The sequence below is a fragment of the Acinetobacter sp. YH12128 genome (assembly GCF_013418655.1).
Taxonomy (GTDB): Bacteria; Pseudomonadota; Gammaproteobacteria; order Pseudomonadales; family Moraxellaceae; genus Acinetobacter; species Acinetobacter amyesii.
Genome location: NZ_VPBO01000060.1, coordinates 1 through 1,477 on the forward strand (window position 1 = coordinate 1; position 1,477 = coordinate 1,477).

Below are 1,477 nucleotides of genomic sequence, written 5' to 3' on the forward strand. Positions count from 1 at the left end.
CATACTGCATATAATGGCTCGATTTGGGTGTTGGAAGATGGAAAAAATGCTGGTTTATTAAGGCTATTGCCTAAGTAGAGCTGATTGAATCTTAGGGATTGGAAATTTTTAAAATGAATCATAATGGAGCCGATTTGGATCAAATAAAGTTAAAACAAATTAAAACTGACTTAAGTGTTGATGGAATTGTTAAGCTATCTCAGTTTATTGATAAAAAAGAAGTAAATTTAATCAAAGAGAGTTTGGTTGAAGAACTGAAACGTTTAAAAATTTATGAAAATAATAAAATAATCTCTAAAGAATTGAAAAAATTGAGTCATTTTCAACAGATTGTCATGTTGTCCAGAACAGTTAAACAGCCAAAAACTTTAGAAAAATATTCAGATATTTTGGGTGAAGTTGTATTCAAAATTTTTGCTAAAAAGTTTTACTCTGATCAGAAACAGCAACTTCTACTGACATTACCTCAACAGGAAAAATGGACACTGAATGATTTAAAATGGCATGTCGATTCACATTCAACAGCTTTTGAGTCACTGCAATTTTTTTTAATCATTGATGATATTCAACCTCATGGTGGTGGAACTCTAGTTTTGAAAGGTTCACATCATTTAACTGAACGATCTTCTTCAAGTCAGCTGAATCATTTATTGAGTACGAAAATATTAAATCAGCCTTTTGATTTTCAGAATAAAAAATTAGAGATCATTGAATTAACTGGCGTACAAGGGGATGTGTATTTAATGGATATGAGGGTTATTCATTCTCCAGCGATAAATGCTGCAAAAAAGATAAGAATGATGGCAACGTATAGATATTTTCAGAATTTGTAAGATAAATAAAGAAAACCCATCATCCTGACAGGATCTTCTTCATAAGAGATATTCCTAATCCATGCTGACATTCACATAGAAAAGAAACTATTGATAACACCTAATGTTTTTAATGTAGTAATGCCCGAGATTAAAAAACATATGGAAATTAAAGACTAGACTCTTTCATTTGATCATGTTCCTTGATATGCATTTAAGCGAAATGCAAAGTTTTGTCCAAATAACTGAGCGGTTTTAATATCGCCAATATCAAAAGCATCTGCCGCACTGGCATGTTCGGCTTGTGCCATAAGACCAGACCATGAGCCGAGACGATTGGCTGCTTGCGTATACGGAACACCTTGATGTTGCTCAGGTAAAATAGGGTTGCCGACCCATACCATACCGTGTTGCATCGAAAAGGTGAAAAGCGAAATCAGGGTCGATTGCTTATCCCCAGCAGGTAATGAGGAAACAGTAAATCCTGCGGCTAATTTTCCTTTAAAAGCCTGCTTCTTCCATAATGGACCTGTGGCATCCATGAGTTGTTTAAAAGTGCCAGAGACACCACCGAGATAGGTTGGAGTACCCCAAATTAGTCCATCATATTGACAGAGTAATTCAGGTTGAGACATCAACTGTTCAGCGGTGAATAAATCAATTTT

At 34.7% G+C, this 1,477-nt stretch carries 2 protein-coding genes; one reads left to right on the forward strand and one right to left on the reverse strand.

Features of this window, described 5'->3' with window-relative positions:
- Positions 1 to 113: 113 nt before the first annotated feature.
- Positions 114 to 833 carry a phytanoyl-CoA dioxygenase family protein gene (locus tag FTU64_RS16190; RefSeq protein WP_087554354.1) on the forward strand — a complete coding sequence of 240 codons (720 nt, stop codon included), beginning with the start codon at positions 114 to 116 and terminating at the stop codon, positions 831 to 833.
- A gap of 173 nt (positions 834 to 1,006) precedes the next feature.
- Here FTU64_RS16190 and FTU64_RS16195 read toward each other — a convergent pair.
- Positions 1,007 to 1,477 (reverse strand): flavodoxin family protein (locus FTU64_RS16195; RefSeq protein WP_179991815.1); only part of this gene is annotated, 471 nt, incomplete at its 5' end.

Coding starts and splice junctions, on each gene's coding strand:
- FTU64_RS16190 (WP_087554354.1), top strand. CDS start 114: ATGAATCATAATGGAGCCGATTTGGATCAAATAAAGTTAAAACAAATT.